The following is a 15,146-nucleotide window of genomic DNA, read 5'->3' on the forward strand; positions in this document are numbered from 1 at the left end:
TGGCCGAGGCCCAGCGCCGCACCGAGGAGAGCCTCAACCGCCTGGCGGAAGCGTTCGCCGCCCACCGCCAGGAGTTCCTGGAATACCGGGCGGAGGCGGACCGCCGGTTCGCGGAGCTAACCGAGGCCCAGCGCCGCACCGAGGAGAGCCTCAACCGCCTGGCGGAAGCGTTCGCCGCCCACCGTCAGGAGTTTCTGGAACTTCGCCGGGAATTCCAGGAGCACCGCCAGGAGTTTCTGGAACATCGCCGGGAGTTCCTGGAATACCGGGCGGAGGCAGACCGCCGCTTCGCGGAGCTGGCCACGACCGTGCGCATCCTGGTGGAGCGGGTGGACCGGATCGAGCAGGATGTGGGGGTGCTGAAGGACCACGACCTGCGCCGGCGTTATGTGGAGCTGGCGCCCTCTTATTTCGGCCGGCCGAACTTCCGCAAGATCCGGGTCCTGACCCCCTCTGAGCTGGCTGACCTGTTGTGGGCCGCCCTGGATGAAGGGAAGATCCAGCCGGAGGACTTCGAGGAGGTCCGGCGTGTCGACCTGGTGCTCCGTGGCGAGTGGGAGGGGCGGACGCTTCACTTGGCCATGGAGACTTCCTGGAGGATCGATCGCGGGGATGTGGAGCGGGCGGTGCGGCGCGCCCGGATCCTGGAGGCGATCCTGGGGGAAACCTGGCCTGCGGTAGCCGGCAATCGTCTGACGGAAGGGGCCCGCGAGCTCCTGCGGACGATCCGTGAGGAAGGGCAGCCGATGGTGGTCGCCCTGGATGGGAGCATCGACTGGCCGTCCTGATTCATACGCCGCACGCGGTGGGAGAGGTCCGGGTTGCGACCTCCTGCTTCTCCTTTGTCAGGGCGATCATCGAACCTCAATATGCAAGGGAGGAGCCTCGGCGGTCTGGCCTTCCCCGAGCCGGGCGATGGCCTGGAAGGTATGGGATCCGGGCGCGAGAGGCCACCAGGCCCGATACGGAGGCTCTGTCCACTCCATCCACGGCTGACCATCGATCTGCACCCGCACAACCTGGGGAACTCCCCTTCCGATCCAGTGAACCTCCACCAGGAGCCGCTGAGCTTCTGAAGGGAAGGAGGGAATGCGTCGATAGATGGCTCCTGCAGGTGGGGAGACCCAGCGCAGGATGCCCGCCCCGCCTGCTGTTTCCTGCCCTTCTACTGGAGGCAACGGGAGGCCGTTCTCCTGCGCCCATTTCCACGCCGGAGGCGGCCACATGATAAACACCCGCTCTTCCACTTCCTCAGGTGGCGTCTCCGGTCCCGCCAGCTTGCCTGTCCGCCGGTCGATCCGCAGCCGCCGATAGAGGTCATCGGGCTCCTTCGGTTCCGTTCCCTCGATGAACCATTCCTCCCGGGTTTGCGGGCAATCCGGGGTCGGTTGCTTTCCCGATAATGCGCAGACCCGCACCCGGTGCACCCCTTCCGGGATCGGGAAATCCCGAACCGGTTGATCCCGATGGAGGAGCTCCATCACCGCATGCCAAATCGGCGCGGCGCCGGTCACCCCGGAGATCTCCCGCAAAGGCGTTTGATCCACGTTCCCGATCCATACCCCCACCACCCAATCTGGGGTGTAACCGATGGCCCAGTTGTCCCGCCAGTCGCTGCTGGTCCCGGTTTTCACCGCCGCCGGGCGGGAAAGGTTCAGCGGGCTCCACGATCCGAACCCCATGGCCCGCGCGTTGGGATCTTTCAGGATATCGGTGATAAGGAAAACCACCCGTGGATCCAGAATCCGCGGACCGGGTTCCGGCGATGCCGCATATCGGAGCCGCCCGTGGCGATCCCGAACCTCCCGGATCAGGAGGGGAGTGATGCGGCGCCCGCCGTTCGCCAGGGCCGCGTAGGCCGCCGTGAGATCCACCAGCCGCACCTCGCCCCCTCCCAGGGTCAGCGCCAGCCCATACCGGGCCGGTGGCCCGGGAAGCCGGACCCCCAGCTGATCCAGCAGTTCCACGAGACGAGGGACCCCTACCTGTTCCAGCACGGCGACCGCCGGCACGTTGAGAGAGGAGGCCAGCGCTACGCGAGCGGAGACCGGCCCATGGTAGCGCCGATCGTAATTGATGGGCTGATAGCTCTCCCCCTCCGCGGTGATGAAAGTCTGAGGAAGATCCCAGAGGAGCGAGGCCGGGGTCAGGAGCGGGCCGCTGCGGGGATCGAAGGCAAGGGCGTAGGTGAAGGGCTTGAGCGCGGAGCCGGGCTGGCGGGGGATGCGGACGCCATCCACCGCGCCCTGGATGGCGGCGTTGAAGTAATCGGGGCTCCCCACCCACGCCAGGACCTCTCCGGTGTAAGGCTGGATCACCACCACAGCGCCGTTGCGCGCGCTGGCGCCCGGGTGGTCCGGTCGGGGGCGGTTGATCGCCTCCAGATGGGCGCGCAGGATCTCCGTGATGGCCTCGTTCCAGCCCAGATCCAGCGTGGTGGTCACCACCAGGCCCTCCTCGAACATCCTTTCTTCCCCGAACTGCGCCACCAGGGCCTCGCGGACGGCCATCACGAAATGGGGGGCGTGGATGAGAAACGGCGCGCTGGCGAAGCGCAAGCGCTCCGCGGCAGCCCTTTCGGCTTCCTCAGGGGAAAGAAAGCCATGTCGGGCCATCAAGCGGAGCACCTGTCGGCGGCGTTCCTCGGCGGCCTCCGGATCCGTGAAGGGATCATAGCGGCTCGGCGATTGGGGAAGGCCAGCCAGAAGGGCGCATTCCGCTGGATCCAGCTCCGCGGCATGCTTGCCGAGATAAGTCATGGCGGCAGCTTCCAGCCCGTAGGCGAAGTGCCCGTAGAAAACTGTGTTGAGGTAGATCTCCAGGAGCTCATCCTTCCCATAGCGCTGGCTCAGGATCAGCGCCAGGATCGCCTCCCGGACCTTCCGGCGGAGGGTGCGCGCGGTTCGTTCATTGGGGCTCAGGAGCAGCGATCGGGCGATCTGCTGAGGGATGGTGCTGGCCCCGGATATCGCCTCTTCGCCCCTCAGGTTGGTCCATAAGGCCCGCAGGATCGCGATCGGATCCACGCCGGGGTGTTCATAGAAACGGGCATCCTCGGTCGCCAGGGTGGCGGCGATGCAGGCGTTGGGGATCCGATGCAGTGGGAGCCAGATGTGGCGTCCCTGGTGGGGAGGGGCCAGCTCGTAGAGGAGCCGGCCGTGGCGGTCCAGAATACGGACGCTGGGTCGGGGAGCCTGCCGGCTCAGATCCCTCGGATCCGGGAGCGGTCCGATCCAGAGCGCCAGCGCCCCCGCGCCCAGCCCGCTTCCCAGCAAACCGACCAGCAGGATCCTTCTCAGCCATCGCCGGATTCGGGTCACGGAGCGCTCCTGCTTCTACGGGCGATCCTCTGGATTTGCCCCAGCGGATGTCCCCTATGGATCGTTATATTCCCCCTCTCCATGCCCCTTCCTCGCCCGGAGAGGGAGTGAGGCCATTCCTCTCATCCTGGAGGGATCGCCGAAGAGCACGGCCCTTACGGGAATTCCACCAGCGAGAAGGGAACGGGGACGAAGATGAGCAAAAATAGAGCCCAGGTCAACCATCCGATCGCCTGACGGATCGGATCCAGGGGGGTGATGTCGTTCAGGGGCGGCGGGTGGCGCAGGCCGGTGAGCATCGGCATGAAGGCCCAGAGGAACCACCCCGGCCAGCGCAAGCCCAGCAGCAGCAGCGCGAACACGCCGATCTCCGAGATCCGCCAGGCGGTGCGGCCGAGCATGGCATACATGATGTGCCCGCCGTCCAGCTGACCCAGGGGCAGCAGGTTGAAGGCTGTCACCAGCAACCCAATCCACCCCGCCCATGCCAGGACATTCAGTTGCACGTCGTAACCACCCCCGGGCAGGGGGCGGCCGAAGATCAGGACCTTCAGGCTCCAGTATAGAAGGGAATTCCCCTCGAGCGCGACGGCACCCCGAAGGGGGACAACCGGGGAGGTCATGAGCCCATAGATGAGGATCGGGAGGGCGACAGCCAGCCCGGCGAGGGGGCCTGCCACACCGATATCGAACAGCGCCTTCCGGTTGCGGATGGGGGATCGGATCTGGATGAAAGCCCCGAAGGTGCCGAGCATCCCGATCAGAGGGGGCACCGGGATGAAGTAGGGCAGCGTGACCTCGCTGCGATGCAGGCGAGCGGCGATGTAATGCCCCATTTCGTGAACCCCCAGGATGAGCAGCAGCGCAGCCGCAAAGGTGATGCCCTGCCTCAGATCGAGGGAACCCTCGCTGCCATAGAGCGCCCCGGCCCATACCGTGGTGACCACTGTGGCCACGAACAGGAGGAGATTCACCCATGGCCGGGTGCGAGCCGGCCGGGCGACCCCGGCCTGGGCGATGATCTGGTCGGTCTGACCGTGACGCCGCAGGATAGGGGTGTACCCCAGCGCCTCGAAGCGCGTTCGCAGGATCTCAAAGGCCGATTCCGGATCGGTTTGCAGATAGCCCTCGAACGCGATCACCTGATCCGGCGGATGCAGGACGCGGGCCTCGGTGATCACGAAGAGCCCTCGCAGCGCCGCCGCCAGTCGGTCCAGCGTGGAGGGTGTCCATCCCGTCTCATACCAGGCGGTTTCCATCGAGCGCCAAGCCTCACAGAGCAAGATGCGGGAGCGCGTTGCCCCCTTCTCCAGTCTAAGACAGGGGTGGAAAGCCTGCAACGATCGAACAGGATCCCGCTCGGGATGGGTAAGATCTTCGGAAAGCCCTGGCGCAAGCCCCAGGGGCGAAGTTGGTTCAGTCGGGTTATGATATCTTTCAGAGAGGGCGCATGATGGAGAACTGGGATCAAAGCGGTGAGGGGGCGGGAAAGCAGCCCATCCCATTCCCCGCCTGATCCCAGGAGGCGCTCAGGATCGCATGGGGGAGGCGATGATCCAAAGAGGAAAAGCTTTCCCGGTGTGGGAATCTGCCGTTCGGTCCCTGCGTTACTGGTTAACCCCCGGGCTGGGGGTCAAGCGATGGCTGGTCCTGCTGCTGGTGGGGATTACCGAGCTGGCCCTGGCGCTGGCCTATGTGCTGGTCACCATCTATCGAGAGCAACCGTTGCCCCCGATCTTCTATTACCTGACCCTACAGTTCATCCCCCGTCTGGGCCGGGCGGTGCTCTTCGGATTCCTGGGCCTCGCGACCACCGGGTTCGCCCTGGTGCGGCTGAATCGCACGCTGCTTTCCCCCTTCGTGCAACCCGGCCGGGATGTGGCGGAGATCCTGCACCGTCACCGGCAGCGGGAGCGCGGGCCGCGGATCGTCGTCATCGGGGGCGGCACCGGCCAGTCGACGCTGTTGCGCGGCTTGAAGGGGATGAGCGCGCGGCTGACGGCAGTGGTCACGGTGGCAGACGATGGAGGCAGCTCCGGCCGCTTGCGGCGCGAGATGGGGCTGCTGCCGCCAGGGGATTTTCGCAACTGCCTCGCGGCCCTGGCGGAGGCGGAGCCCCTGATGACCGCCCTCTTCCAGTATCGGTTCGGTCGGGGAACGGGCCTGAACGGCCATGCCTTCGGCAACCTGTTCATCGCCGCGATGGCCGAGATCACCGGAAGCTTCGAGCAGGCCGTGGCGGAATCCAGCCGCGTCCTGGCCGTCCGCGGCCGGGTGTTGCCGTGCACCGTGGAGCATGTCGTGCTGGCCGCTGAGATCCGGGACGCCGAGGGGCGGATCCATCGGGTCGATGGGGAATCCGCGATCCCAGAGGTCCGGGGCCGCATTGAGCGGGTGTGGCTGATCCCCGAGCATGCCCGCGCTTATCCGGAGACGATCCGGGCGATCCTGGAGGCCGATCTGATCGTCCTGGGCCCGGGAAGTCTTTACACCAGCGTGCTGCCCAATTTGCTGGTCGAGGGGATCGTTCCGGCGATCCGGGCCAGCCGGGCCCTGAAAGTGTATGTGTGCAATGTGGCCACCCAGATCGGGGAGACCGAAGGCTATGGTGTGGCGGATCATGTGCAGGCCATCGAACGCCATGTGGGATCCGGCCTGTTCCACCTCGTGCTGGTAAACAGCCGGACGGATGTGGCGTGGAAGGAAGTCCCGGAGGAGGTCGGCGAGCTGGTGCGCTGGGATGGGCAGCCGATCCCTCCCTACACGGTGGTGGCGATGGATGTCATCGATGAGCGAACGCCATGGCGCCATGACCCGGAGAAGCTCGCCCGGGCGCTGATGATGCTCTACGAGCGATATCGCCGCTGAGCTCCGGATGGCGCATCCTCTCGCGATGGGACCGGAGATTGGAGATGAAGCGATCGATTCGCTCGATCGGGGGGATTCTCCTGCTGTCGCTTCTCGCCGGGAGCGCCTGCCTGCTGGGGTCCTCCCGCCCCGGGCCTCTGGTGTATGAGGGGCCTTACCGAGCGGATCTGGCGGTGGGGGAGGGATTGCCCGGGACGGACGTCCGTTACCTGGGGGTGGGGCCGCAGGGGGCTCGCGTGCGCATCAAGGGCCAGGAGGTGATCCGGCTGGCGGGGGACTCTTTGGAAGGGGAAGCTCAGCCCCATCCCACGCTGGCGGTGCGCTACCGCCTCCGGATCTACTCCTATGATGAGCGCGCTCTCCACGCCATCGGCACGGCCCGGGTGGAGATCCAGGAGGCCCAGCCCCGGATGGGGCCGCTGCCGGAGAAGGCGGCCGTGCGCTTCACCGCGCCGGTCACCTACCGCGTGCCCCGGGATGGCGTGATCCCCGGGACCTCCATCGTTTATCGGGGGAAGGAAGATGACCGGGCGCGCCTGGAAGGCCTTCCCGGTTATCCCTATCGAAAGATAGGGGATTCCATCCTCTGGGCCGGGCAGGTGCATCCGATGGTTCATCTCAACGCGACCTTTCGGGTCCTTCTGATCGAGGATTCATGGCTGACGGTAGCAGGCACGGTCGAGGTGTGGCTCTCGGGGCTGTGAGGGGACGCTGGCATTCCAGAGGAGGGGGAGGTTCCCATGGTGCAGGCTTATGTGTTCATCCAGGCGGCGATGGGCAAGCCCAGTGCCGTCGCCGAAGCGCTGCGCAAGCTCCCTGAGGTCAGGTCCGCGGTGGTGGTCACCGGCCCTTACGATGTGATCGCCCTGGTGGAAGCCGACGATCTCCAGGTTCTGGGCCGGGTGATCACGGAGAAGATCCAGACCATCGAGGGCGTTGAGCGCACCCTCACCTCGCTGGTCACCGGGATCTAAACGCCGCCCCGCTCGAACAGGCGATCCACGGCCTCCGCCAGTTCGGCCAGGTTCTGGACCTGGTGGACGGCCGCGCAGAGGGGGGCGTAGAGGGGCATGTCGCTGTCGCCGGTGCCCCACAGCGGCCGGGGCTCCGGGTTGAACCACAGGATACGTTTCGCCCGACGGCGGATGAGCTCCAGGCAGTCCAGCCGGGGATCGTTGTAATTGTTCCGCCCATCCCCCACGATGATCACGGTGGTCCGCCGATCGATGGCCTCCAGGTAATCCCGGCAGAAGGTGGACAGGCTGTTCCCCAGATCCGTGTTGTAATACCCCGGGGGATTTTCCATCAGCACCCGGCGCACGGCCTCCTCCGGCCGGTGCTCCGCGAAGATGGGAGTGATCTCCACCAGATCGTCGATGAAGACGAAGCTCCGGGTGCGGCTGATCTGATCCTGGAGCAGGTAGATCAGGTGCAGGAAGAACTCAGAGCAATGCCGCACGGAGGTGCTGAGGTCGCACAGGACCACCAGGCGGGGCTTGAGGTGGCGCCGTCGGAAACGCAGATCGAAGGGGACGCCGGCGTGGCGCAGGTTGACCCGGAGGGTGGTTTTGGCGTCCAGGCGGCGGCCGTCGCCGCGCTTGAGGCGCAGGGCGGCCCGGGTGCGCAGGCGGGCCGCCAGGCGGGCCACCATCTGGCGCAGGCGCTGGAGATCCGTCGGGGTGAGCTCCTGGAAGGGGCGCTCCATCAGCTCCGCCTCGCTGGGCTCCGGGGGGCGCTCGGCCAGGCGCTCCAGGGTCGCCATTCCGGCCGCCTGCTGAATCTGGCGGGCCATCGCGGCCCGATTGGCCCGGATCTGCGCCTCCAGCTGCTGGAGGGTTTTCGCATCCGTTCCCGCTTCGGCCAGCATCCGCAGCAAGGCACGGATCATCTGTTCCAGGCGCTCGTCCAGCCCGGCGCCTCGCTGCATCCAGCGGGCGAGGGCCTGGCGATCCGCCCATTCTCGTATCCTTTGACGGCCAGCGTAACGGGCCAGCGCCTCCAGCTCCTCCGGGGTGAAAGGCTGGCCTTGCAGCAGCCGTTGCATCAGGGCAGCGAGGTGCGGCCCGAATTGGGCCGCAAGGGCCTGAAGGGCCGCCTGCAGACGTCGCTGGTCCTCCGGCGAGAGGCCGTTCATAGCGGGAGCCATGGGCGGCTTGCCCAACCCGAAGAACAGGGGGAAGAGCTCCTCGAAGATGGGGATCGCCCGGGCCTCCTTCACCAGGGCCGTGCGAAGGGCAGCTTTAAAGGTCTCCCGATCCATCACCCCCACCTGCTCCACCGCCCGCAGCGCGTCGGCCGACTCCGCGACCGAGACCCGAACGCCGGTGGCGCGAAGGGCGCGGATGAACTGAAGGATGCGCTCGTCCACAGTCAGGTTCCTTTCCTCAAGGCTTTCTTCCGTTGAGCGCCTGGCCAGTGCAAATCCCTCCGGACCGAGCCCATGCGCGATCGGGGGCTATGGGGTTCAGGTCACGGAAGGCGCTTCCATTTTGATGCCAGGGGGTCGTCCTGTCAAAAGGAGAACCCGATCTCTGCAACAGGACATTTCTCCCATTGGCCCTTCCTCTGGTTGCCTCTCATAATGGAGCCGCAGGCTCCTGAAACCCGCCGGTTTCCATTCATGTTAAAGAATCTGAGCCTATCGATTTTTCTTTCTTCCGGTAACTTCGGGGTAGGTATAAAGGCCTGGTAGTTTCAGAGGTCGGGCAGGACGGTTTGAGATGCCCGGAATCCCGGGAGGGAAGCTCATGGGCGAGCCGGTGAAGAGGGCGGTGGGTGGATTGATGGCGCTGAGCCTGGGGATAGTTTTTTGGATGCTTTTGCGAGCAGGAATCCCGAGGATGGGCGGGCTTTCGCCGGTATCGCCGCTCGCGACGATGCAACCGCATGCCTCTCCAATGCCAACTTCATCTCCGGATTGGAGATGCACGCCCCCTCCGTTCCCGACGCCTCCTTTTCTGGTGTGTCCAGGCCTGCCCACACCCACCCCTCGAGCGACCCGAGCGGCGGAGTCGACGCCCTGGATACCACCCTATCCAGGGGAAATCGTATCGATACCAACGCGGATGGCAGCAGCAGATGCACGCGGGTGGGTGATCATCCCGAATCTGCGAGAGGGGGCGCTGGCGATTCGGACAGACGGGGCGGGTCGCCTCCTATCAGATCGAACGCGGCTGCGCCTTGTAATGGGCGGGGAGGAGCGGCCGGCGATCTTCCAGCGCCTGATTCCATCCCCAAATGCTCGTTACCTCGCTGGCATGATCGAAGTGGAGTCTGGCGACCTGGTGTATTTCCTGGAATGGCCGAGGGGCAGGGTGAAGAGTTGGGTTCTCTCAGACGGATGGTTCCTTCAGTGGCATCCAGATGGACGGCGGGCTTTGCTCGCCAACACCATGGACGGCGTGCTCTTGCTGTTTGATGTGGAAAAGGGGGAGCGGCGGGTGGTCGCGAAGCCCGCGCTGCGAGATGTGGCGGGGGCAGCGATTTCCCCAGATGGGCAATGGCTGGCTTATGGAACCAACACGGGGGATGCGCATGAGATCTGGGTGGCACGAGGGGATGGAAAGGAGCCTCGCCTGCTGCTCCGAACGCGCGGCATGGCGGTGGTGTGGGGATGATCGCCAGATGGGCGGTGGCTGTTGTTTTCAGGGGAGCCGAATTCGGGCGCCGCAGAATCCAAGGGAAGCCCGACAACGGGGTATCGCTCGCTGGGGGCAATGGAGTGGGCGACTGGGCAACGGTATCCTCTGCGGGGACCCTTTTTCGCGGATCCGGTATGGTCACCCGAGGGAAGGCGCGTGGCCTACGTGGGGTGGGTAGAAGGACATCCGTGCTGGGGTAAAGACGAGCTTTATCGGGCGGATCCTCTCTGTCGATGGCGGGGGGTGGGGGTGTATGTGGAGACCGTAGGGGATGGAATGCCACAGCTCATTGCGCGCAATGCGGTCGATCCGGCCTGGTCGCCCGATGGGCGGTGGCTGGTGGTCTCGGGGCTGGATGAGCGGGAACAGGTGGATGTGGGGAAGGTGGCGGCGGATGGCTCACTGCGGGAGCGGCTGACGGAGACGCCGGAGCGGGAGCAGGCCCCCGTATGGATCCCAGAACCGTGAGGCTGAGGAGGGGTGATGGGAAGGCTGAATTCCCGTCCAGCATCCTCCCTGCTCATCCGCCCGGAAAGCTCCGGCTGAGCGTGTCCGCCGTGAAGCGGGCCAGATCCCGGAACAGCGCCTCGGCCTGCGCTTCCTGCTCCTCGGAAGGAAGCTGGAGGTGGGCTTCCACCCGGCCAGCCATCTCCTCCAGCGCCTGAGGATCCGCCCGGGGGGCGAGCCATGCGAAGAGGGAACGATGCGCACCCTTCCGCCCCATCGCTTCCAGCCCGTCCAGGATCTGGCGGTGGGGCGTCCCCTCCCAGATGGGCAGGATCATGGCCTCCCGCAGCCAGCGCTCCACCGGATACTCCCCCAGCACGCCCATCCCACCGTGGACCTCCATCGCCCACTTCGCCGTCTGCACCGCATGCTCCGCTGTCCAGTATTTGGCCAGATGGGTGAGCAGCCGGAAGAGGTGATAGCCCTCCGAGTAGGGAGGATGTTCCGGCCAGACTTCCTCCAGCAGACGGACCGTCGTCCAGGCCAGGGCGAAGGCGGCCTGGAGGTCACGGATGCGCTCGGCGAACTGGCGGCGCATCAGCGGGTGGTGGAGAACGGGGCGGCCGAAGGCGACGCGGCGCTCGGCGAAGGCCAGCGCCTCGGCGATGGCCCGCTGCATCAGGGCGACGCTGCCGATGCTGTTGGCGACGCGGGAGACGTTGAGGACCTCCAGGATCGAATAGATGCCGGTCTCCAGGCGGCCCAGGAGGTAGGCCTCGCTGTCTCGCAGCTCCACCTCGCCGGTGGGCACGGAGCGGGTGCCGATTTTATCCTTCAGACGCCGAATGAGATAGTTCAGGCCGCCGTCCTCCCGGTAGCGGGGGAGCAGGAAGAGGGCCAGTCCGCGAACGGTGCGGGGGGCGCCCTCGGGCCGGGCGGCGACCACCGCCAGCTCCGCTCCGGCGTTGCTGGCGAAATATTTCTCCCCGGTCAGCCGCCATCGTTCTCCGTCAGGACGGGCCATGGTTTCCACCGTCGCCCCCAGATCGGAGCCCCCGCCCGCCTCCGTCATCCAGGTGGCGCCCTGCCAGACATCTCCATCCCGCCGTAAGAGCGGGGGAAGGAAGCGCGCCTGGAGATCCGGATCGCCGTATTTGTGCAGGGCGAGGGCAGTGGCCAGGGAGACGGTGTAGGGACAGTAAAGGCCGGCGTCGTAAAAGGCGGTGAGGTAGCCGATGAGGAAAGTCGCGGACAGGCCCGCACCTTCGAAGGCATGCCAGACCGCCCCGGCGCGATAGCCCTGGAGGAGCATCCGGCGGTAATCGGGAGGATAGAGGATCTCATCGATGCGGCGGCCGAAGCGGTCGTAAGCGCGCAGCCACGGCGTGCCCATGCGGTCGATCATCATCGAGATCGCTTTTCCCTCCGCCTCCCACCAGCTCTCCAGTTCCTGCAGGTCCAGTTCCGGGGGAAAGGAAAGGCCCATCGATTGAAGGAAGCGGGTCGGCGTGCGCAGCGCATCCAGATCCATGGGTGCCTCCTCCTGAAGCATCGGCAGTGGATTCGTCGCCTGCCGGGTCGCTGGCCCGGGCGACAGAAGGAGCGGGAAAACCGTCCTCATGCAGCAGAGCCGGGCCGGCTTCATGATAGAGTCTTCTTCCTCCCGACTCAAAGCACACAGGGTGAGGATCAAGGCGCCTGCTCGATGGATCGGTCCAAGCCAGACATCCCCCGTTGGGCTCCGATTTCGGGAAGCGGGATGGATCCTCCGACCGAAAAAGCGGTTCACTGCGGGATGCCCTGAGAACCCGGAAAGGCCATGGTTGACAGATTGCCCGGGCTGGATAGAATTTGGAACAACCATTGCGACGCTCCATTCGGCTTTCGAAAGCGCTTTCGGGGGTGCGGCCTTGATGTCCGGGGAGATCGTCAAGATGGCGCTGACGACCACCGGGATGATGACCACCGGCTGGACGAGCGGCCGGGGGGATGCCCGGGTTGTTGTCTGAGGTAGAAGGCGCAGTTCCTCTGAGCGAAAGAAACAACCCCCCGGCCGGCAACGGTCGGGGGGTTGTTTTTATTCCGGATCAGGAGGCGGCGATGCGGGTGATGAAGTTCGGGGGGACCTCCGTGGGAAATGCGGCCCGGTTCCAGCAGGTGGCGGATCTGATCGCGCTCCATCGCGCTTCGGATCCGCGGCTGGTCGTTGTGGTCTCGGCGATGGCCGGTGTGACCGACGCGCTGATCCGGATGAGCCATCAGGCGGCTCGAGGGGAGCCGGATTGGATCCCGGCCCTGGCTGCCCTTTGGGAGCGGCATCAGGACACGGTTCGGGCGCTGGGGCTGCCGGAGGAGGAGGCGCACGCTCTGGAGGCAGAGCTCCGGGAGGGGTTTGAGCGGGTGGAGACCGTGCTCCGGGCCGTGGAGGCGCTGAAGGAGCTGTCTCCTTCTACGGCAGATCTGCTGGCCGGGATGGGGGAGCGCTGGAGCGCCCGCATCATGGCGGCCGTTCTGCGGGCCCGGAGCATCCCGGCACGCGCTGTGGATGCGGATGCGTTCCTGATCACCGATGATCGCTTCGGAGAAGCTTCCCCGGATCTGGAGCAGACCCGGGCGCGGGCGCGGGCGCTCCTGACGCCGCTCCTGGAGCAGGGGATCCTCCCGGTGGTCACCGGGTTCATCGGCGCCACCCCCGAGGGTCGGCCGACCACCCTGGGGCGCGGCGGCTCTGATTTCTCCGCCACCATCCTGGGCTACGCGCTGGATGCGGAAGAGGTGTGGATCTGGACCGATGTGGATGGCGTGATGAGCGCGGATCCGAAGATCGTGCCCGGCGCCCGCACCATCCCCGAGCTCTCTTACATCGAGGCCGCCGAGATGGCTTACTTTGGAGCGAAAGTTCTCCACCCCCGCACTCTGCTCCCGTGTATGGACCGGCGGATTCCTGTGCGCATCCTGAACACCATGAACCCCCAGCACCCGGGCACCCGCATCGTCCCCGAGCCCCGGGGCAATGGCCGGGTGAAGGCGGTGACCCTGATTAAGAACCTGAGCCTGATCACGGTGGAGGGCCGGGGGATGCTCGGGGTGCCTGGGGTGGCAGCGCGGACCTTCGCCACGGTGGCCGAGCTGGGGGTCAGCATCCTGATGATCTCCCAATCCTCCTCGGAGCAGAACATCTGCTTCGTCATCCCTTCCCCAGCGGCCCCCCAGGTCGTTCAGGCGTTACGGAAAGCGTTCGAGCGGGAAATCGCCCGGCGGGATATCGAAGACATCTGGGCGATGGATCGGGTGGCGGTGATCGCTGTGGTTGGGGCCGGGTTGCGAGCGACGCCCGGGATCGCCGCCCGGGTCTTCAACGCCTTGGGGAGCGGCCGCATCAACGTCCTCTCCATCGCCCAGGGTTCTTCGGAATACAACCTCTCCCTGGTGGTCGCGGAAAGCGAGGCGGAGGAAGCCGTGCGGCGCATCCATGCGGCTTTTTACGAGTAGATGAGAAGAAAAGACTTCGGCGCCCGAAAAGCCCCATGCCTTCAACCAGCGACCCATCGGGCGAGGAGGGCGATCAGGAAGCCGAGACCTCCGAACTCCACGGCCACCCGGGGGGAAAGCGCCCGTCCCTGGAGATACCACAGGCTCATTTCCACCAGCTCGTAGAGCAGGATCATCCACCATAGCCCTAAGGTGACGGGGGAGAGGGCCCAGTAACGGAAAGCGGCCGCGACCGTAGCCATGCTCCATCCGATCAGGGCGGTATACAGCCATCGTCGGCGCTCTGGGATCTCGGCTTCGACGAGGCGGGCCAGCGCGAGGCCGGCAGCCAGGATCCCGCTGATCAGCATCAACCCCAGGGTCCGAAGCCCACTCTGGAAGATCCCCACGATGGCGGCCAGGGTGACCAGGTAGATCAGCGCCTGGGTCAGGAGGGGGGTCATCAGCCTCGGGATCCCGGTGGTTTCCAGGCGATAGCGCTCACCCAGCATGGCCAGCGTCAGGGCGGCCCCCCCAAGCCCCAGGCCGATCAGCCAGAGGGGGCTGGGCGGAAGCTGCAGCGTAAAGATCAGCCCCCCCACCGCCACCCACATGGGGGAGATCAGACGGCCGATCTGGCGCCAGGGCGCTTCCTCCCGGAAACACGGGTGGAGCTGAAGCAGCGATTCCGTTCCGGTGGCCGCCAGAGCAGCGCTGAAGATCCCAATCCAGAACGCAGGCGTGAAGCGAAGCCCCAGCGGAGATCCCAGGATCTGGAGAGCCACCTCAGGACCCTCCGGTGGAAGGAGACGGGCGATCACCCATCCAAGCAGGATCAGGCTCACGGTGATCGGGATCGGCAGCCAGAAATGTTCACGGATCTCCATGGATTCCTTTTCCCCATCAGGACTGAACGGGCGGGGCCGAGATCTCTGGATCCTTAGCATCCCTGCCGCCTGGAGGGGATAGGGAAGGATAGGCTCCGCCTCGCCAGGAAAGGACCAGGGACGTAAAGCCCTGGCCCGCGCTCAGCGGGAGGAGCCTGAATGCGTATTCTGCTTTCGCATCGCCTCCCATTCCCGATCCAGGATGGCATAGACGATCAGATCCCCCCACCGGCCGCCGTAACGGCCGGCCTCTTTCAGGATCCCCTCCATTCGAAAGCCCAGGCGCTCCGGGATGGCCCGGCTGCGATGGTTCTCCGGGGCCACCCGGATCTCCACGCGGTGCAGCCGGCGGGTGAGGAACAGATCGTCCAGCACTGTCGCCACCGCCTGGGTCATGATCCCCCGGCCCTGATGGCCGGCATCCAGCCAGTAGCCGATCGAAGCGGAGCCATCTCCCTGATCGATCCGGACGCCTACGACCCCGATCAGGTTTGCCTCCAGCCAGATGCCCA

The 15,146-nt window shown here is 65.9% G+C and carries 12 protein-coding genes and 1 pseudogene; 7 read left to right on the forward strand and 6 right to left on the reverse strand.

Annotation, left to right across the window (positions count from 1 at the left end; all coding sequences use genetic code 11):
* Positions 1 to 788, forward strand: a pseudogene (locus VAE54_RS07695) (hypothetical protein); the annotation flags it as partial.
* Between the two features lie 66 nt (positions 789 to 854).
* Here VAE54_RS07695 and pbpC read toward each other — a convergent pair.
* Entirely contained in the window at positions 855 to 3,320 is a 2,466-nt protein-coding gene (gene pbpC / locus VAE54_RS07700) for a penicillin-binding protein 1C (RefSeq protein WP_322801367.1), read from the reverse strand.
* 155 nt (positions 3,321 to 3,475) lie between these two features.
* The gene (locus tag VAE54_RS07705; RefSeq protein ID WP_322801368.1) at positions 3,476 to 4,579 is read right to left on the reverse strand and encodes a site-2 protease family protein; all 1,104 of its coding nucleotides are present in this window, start codon (positions 4,577 to 4,579) and stop codon (positions 3,476 to 3,478) included.
* A gap of 292 nt (positions 4,580 to 4,871) precedes the next feature.
* Here VAE54_RS07705 and VAE54_RS07710 point away from each other — a divergent pair, with 292 nt between their 5' ends.
* The 3 genes from VAE54_RS07710 to VAE54_RS07720 are packed head-to-tail and all read left to right on the forward strand — an operon-like array spanning position 4,872 to position 7,162.
* A complete protein-coding gene (locus VAE54_RS07710) occupies positions 4,872 to 6,188 on the forward strand; it encodes a gluconeogenesis factor YvcK family protein (RefSeq protein ID WP_322801369.1) in 1,317 nt (438 codons plus the stop codon).
* 44 nt (positions 6,189 to 6,232) lie between these two features.
* Positions 6,233 to 6,892, forward strand: coding sequence for a hypothetical protein (locus tag VAE54_RS07715; protein WP_322801370.1), 660 nt, complete (start codon positions 6,233 to 6,235; stop codon positions 6,890 to 6,892).
* A 36-nt stretch (positions 6,893 to 6,928) separates the two neighbouring features.
* Positions 6,929 to 7,162, forward strand: coding sequence for an Lrp/AsnC family transcriptional regulator (locus VAE54_RS07720; protein ID WP_322801371.1), 234 nt, complete (start codon positions 6,929 to 6,931; stop codon positions 7,160 to 7,162).
* Here the strand turns inward: VAE54_RS07720 and VAE54_RS07725 are convergent.
* Positions 7,159 to 8,556, reverse strand: coding sequence for a vWA domain-containing protein (locus VAE54_RS07725; protein WP_322801372.1), 1,398 nt, complete (start codon positions 8,554 to 8,556; stop codon positions 7,159 to 7,161). The two genes, VAE54_RS07720 and VAE54_RS07725, sit on opposite strands and share 4 nt — an antisense overlap.
* 697 nt (positions 8,557 to 9,253) lie before the next feature.
* On the opposite strand from VAE54_RS07725, the gene VAE54_RS07730 reads away from it, so the two are divergent.
* Positions 9,254 to 9,805 carry a hypothetical protein gene (locus tag VAE54_RS07730; RefSeq protein WP_322801373.1) on the forward strand — a complete coding sequence of 184 codons (552 nt, stop codon included), beginning with the start codon at positions 9,254 to 9,256 and terminating at the stop codon, positions 9,803 to 9,805.
* A gap of 180 nt (positions 9,806 to 9,985) precedes the next feature.
* Positions 9,986 to 10,297 carry a hypothetical protein gene (locus tag VAE54_RS07735; RefSeq protein WP_322801374.1) on the forward strand — a complete coding sequence of 104 codons (312 nt, stop codon included), beginning with the start codon at positions 9,986 to 9,988 and terminating at the stop codon, positions 10,295 to 10,297.
* 52 nt (positions 10,298 to 10,349) lie between these two features.
* Here the strand turns inward: VAE54_RS07735 and VAE54_RS07740 are convergent, their stop codons facing one another.
* Positions 10,350 to 11,807 (reverse strand): acyl-CoA dehydrogenase family protein, encoded by a 1,458-nt coding sequence (locus tag VAE54_RS07740; protein ID WP_322801375.1) that lies wholly within the window; start codon positions 11,805 to 11,807, stop codon positions 10,350 to 10,352.
* Positions 11,808 to 12,376: 569 nt separating this feature from the next.
* Here VAE54_RS07740 and VAE54_RS07745 point away from each other — a divergent pair.
* Positions 12,377 to 13,768 (forward strand): aspartate kinase, monofunctional class, encoded by a 1,392-nt coding sequence (locus tag VAE54_RS07745; protein WP_322801376.1) that lies wholly within the window; start codon positions 12,377 to 12,379, stop codon positions 13,766 to 13,768.
* Between the two features lie 41 nt (positions 13,769 to 13,809).
* On the opposite strand, the gene VAE54_RS07750 is transcribed toward VAE54_RS07745, so the two are convergent.
* Positions 13,810 to 14,634 (reverse strand): hypothetical protein, encoded by an 825-nt coding sequence (locus VAE54_RS07750; protein ID WP_322801377.1) that lies wholly within the window; start codon positions 14,632 to 14,634, stop codon positions 13,810 to 13,812.
* A gap of 141 nt (positions 14,635 to 14,775) precedes the next feature.
* Positions 14,776 to 15,146 (reverse strand): GNAT family protein (locus VAE54_RS07755; protein WP_322801378.1); only part of this gene is annotated, 371 nt, incomplete at its 5' end.

The organism is Thermoflexus sp., from assembly GCF_034432235.1.
Taxonomy (GTDB): domain Bacteria; phylum Chloroflexota; class Anaerolineae; order Thermoflexales; family Thermoflexaceae; genus Thermoflexus.

What these genes read in the sequence shown, in the direction of transcription:
- VAE54_RS07720 (WP_322801371.1), top strand. Translation starts at nt 6,929, where the DNA reads ATGGTGCAGGCTTATGTGTTCATCCAGGCGGCGATGGGCAAGCCCAGT.
- VAE54_RS07715 (WP_322801370.1), top strand. Translation starts at nt 6,233, where the DNA reads ATGAAGCGATCGATTCGCTCGATCGGGGGGATTCTCCTGCTGTCGCTT.
- VAE54_RS07745 (WP_322801376.1), top strand. Translation starts at nt 12,377, where the DNA reads ATGCGGGTGATGAAGTTCGGGGGGACCTCCGTGGGAAATGCGGCCCGG.
- VAE54_RS07710 (WP_322801369.1), top strand. Translation starts at nt 4,872, where the DNA reads ATGATCCAAAGAGGAAAAGCTTTCCCGGTGTGGGAATCTGCCGTTCGG.
- VAE54_RS07750 (WP_322801377.1), bottom strand. Translation starts at nt 14,634, where the DNA reads ATGGAGATCCGTGAACATTTCTGGCTGCCGATCCCGATCACCGTGAGC.
- VAE54_RS07740 (WP_322801375.1), bottom strand. Translation starts at nt 11,807, where the DNA reads ATGGATCTGGATGCGCTGCGCACGCCGACCCGCTTCCTTCAATCGATG.
- VAE54_RS07705 (WP_322801368.1), bottom strand. Translation starts at nt 4,579, where the DNA reads ATGGAAACCGCCTGGTATGAGACGGGATGGACACCCTCCACGCTGGAC.
- VAE54_RS07730 (WP_322801373.1), top strand. Translation starts at nt 9,254, where the DNA reads ATGGCAGCAGCAGATGCACGCGGGTGGGTGATCATCCCGAATCTGCGA.